The organism is Rhizobacter sp. P2_H3, assembly GCF_056403355.1.
In genome coordinates, this window is record NZ_JBFUFQ010000445.1 from 1 (window position 1) to 2,045 (window position 2,045).

At 75.7% G+C, this 2,045-nt stretch carries 2 protein-coding genes and 1 pseudogene; 1 reads left to right on the plus strand and 2 read right to left on the minus strand.

All coding sequences use genetic code 11. The annotated features are described in order from the left end of the window. Together AC1D1T_RS32145 and AC1D1T_RS32150 are read right to left on the minus strand one after the other, a co-directional pair. Positions 1-941 (minus strand): annotated as a pseudogene (locus AC1D1T_RS32145) (bifunctional aminoglycoside phosphotransferase/ATP-binding protein); the annotation flags it as partial. Then, entirely contained in the window at positions 931-1,575 is a 645-nt protein-coding gene (locus AC1D1T_RS32150; RefSeq protein ID WP_477827775.1) for a SagB/ThcOx family dehydrogenase, read from the minus strand. The pseudogene AC1D1T_RS32145 and the gene AC1D1T_RS32150, both read right to left, overlap by 11 nt. A 145-nt stretch (positions 1,576-1,720) precedes the next feature. Here AC1D1T_RS32150 and AC1D1T_RS32155 point away from each other — a divergent pair. Further along, positions 1,721-2,045: exopolysaccharide biosynthesis protein (locus tag AC1D1T_RS32155; RefSeq protein WP_477993410.1), on the plus strand; the 325-nt coding region annotated here is incomplete at its 3' end.

The following is a 2,045-nucleotide window of genomic DNA, read 5'->3' on the forward strand; positions in this document are numbered from 1 at the left end:
TACGCCTGCGCGCCCGGCCACCCGGCCGGCCCGCCCTGCGCGCGCCGGATGCCGTCGACCTGCGCGCGCACCAGGGCCCGCGCGACCAGCGCGAAGCGCCACAGCGGGATGCCGTCGAAGTCGCCGGTCGCGTCGATCCATGCGTTGGCGAAGCGGGTCGCGAGCGCCGGCAGGCGGTGCGCCCGCAGGTCCATCGCGGCGAACGCCGCGTCGTCGACGATGTCGATCCAGCGCAGCGCCGGGTCGAACTCGATGCCGTCGAACGCCGTCACGCCGTCCGGCTCGACCAGCAGGTTGGCCAGGTGCAGGTCGCCGTGGCATTCGCGCACCCAGCCCGCGGCCGCGCGCGCCTGCCACGCCGGCGCGAGGCGCCCGGCCTCCTCGGCCAGCCAGCCGCGCAGCGCGTCCATCGCCGCGTCGCGCCCGGGCAACGCCGCTGCCACCGCGTCGCAGCAGGTCAGCGCCACCGGCCCGCGCCACGCGGCCGCGGCGGCAGCGGTCGCGGCATCGGCCCGCGTGGCGCCGGCATGGAAGGCCCCGAGCCGCGCGGCCAGGCGGTCGATGTCCTGCGGCCCCAGCGTGCCGGCCGCCGCCCGCTCGCTGAACAGGCTGCCGGCCGCGAAGCGCCGCATCCGCACCGCGTGGTCGATCAGCGGGCCGTCGCCGTCGATGCACGGCCCCTGCGGTCCGCCGGTGATGCGGCACACGTCCAGGTACAGGTGCGGCGCGAGGCGCCGGTTCAGCCGCAGTTCCTCCTCGCACAGGTGCAGGCGCTGCGCGGGCTGCGTCGCGTCGACGAAGGGCAGCGCGAGCGGCTTCTTCAGCTTGTAGGCGAACTCGCCGGCCAGCAGCACCCACGACAGGTGGGTCTCGATCAGATCCACCTCGGCGCCGGTGCGCCGGGCCAGCCCACGGCGCAGGGCCGCGACGTCAAGGCGCATGGAAACCCACGGTCTGCGCCATCAGCACCTCCTGGTCGGGCTGCAGGCCGAGCGCGTTGGCGAGCGCCTCGCGGTCGAGCCAGCCGCGCAGCACCGTCGCGAGCCCGGCACCGGCCGCGTACAGGTAGACGTTCTGCGCGATCGCGCCGGCCGACACCGCCGCGAACAGCGTGCGCTGCGACGCCGGCACGCGCGACATGCGCGCATGGTCGAGCACGTAGACGATGTTCAGCGGCGCGGCATCCACGAAGTCCTGGTAGCCGGTCACGCGGCGGATGTCCTCGGCGCTCACCAGCTGCAGCGCGTGCGCCGCGGCGTCGTAGCGGTAGGCGCCCTCGGGCAGCGTGACGATCAGGTCGATCTCGCGCTCGTCGAGGGCCGACGGCGCGGTGCGCCGCCCGTCGTCGCGGTTGATGCCGTCGGCCGCCCACAGCAGGTTCGACAGCAGCGACAGCGGCAGCGCGCGCGGGTCGAACACCCGGCTGGAGCGCCGCTGCGACAGCGCCCGTTGCAGCGTGATGTCGTTGCCCGGCGATGCGGGCGGCAGGGCCAGCGTGCGCGGCCCGTCGCCCAGCGCAGGGCGGGCGCGCAGGGCGCCCATCGCGCCGAGGACCAGTTTGCCGAGCGTGCTCATGAGCGTTCTCCGGTGGTGGAATGGTCGGGCGATTCTTCGGCCGCCCGGCGCGCCGCGGATTGATCCCGCGCAAGGCCGCGGCAGCGCCGCCCGCTACGCTGCTGCGGCGTGATCCAAGCCCGCCACGCGCCACCGGAGCCCCGCGATGCCACTCCTTGCCGCCCGCAGCACCGAACCGCCGCCCCCGCCCGATGCGCTGTCGCGCGTGCTGCTCGCGCTGTCGAGCGACCCGCAGCGCGAGCGCATCCGCATCGGCGACCTGCTGCTCGCGATGCAGGACCAGGCGCTGGCCACGCTGATCCTCTTCTTCGCGCTGCCCAACCTGCTGCCGGTGCCGCCCGGCACGTCCGGCGTCCTCGGCGTGCCGTTGCTGTTCCTCGCGGCACAGCTCGCGCTCGGGCTGCCGGCCTGGCTGCCGGCGCCGATCGCGGCGCGCTCGATCTCGCGCGAGCGCTTCGCCGCCCTCACCC

Coding starts and splice junctions, on each gene's coding strand:
- AC1D1T_RS32150 (WP_477827775.1), bottom strand. CDS start 1,575: ATGAGCACGCTCGGCAAACTGGTCCTCGGCGCGATGGGCGCCCTGCGC.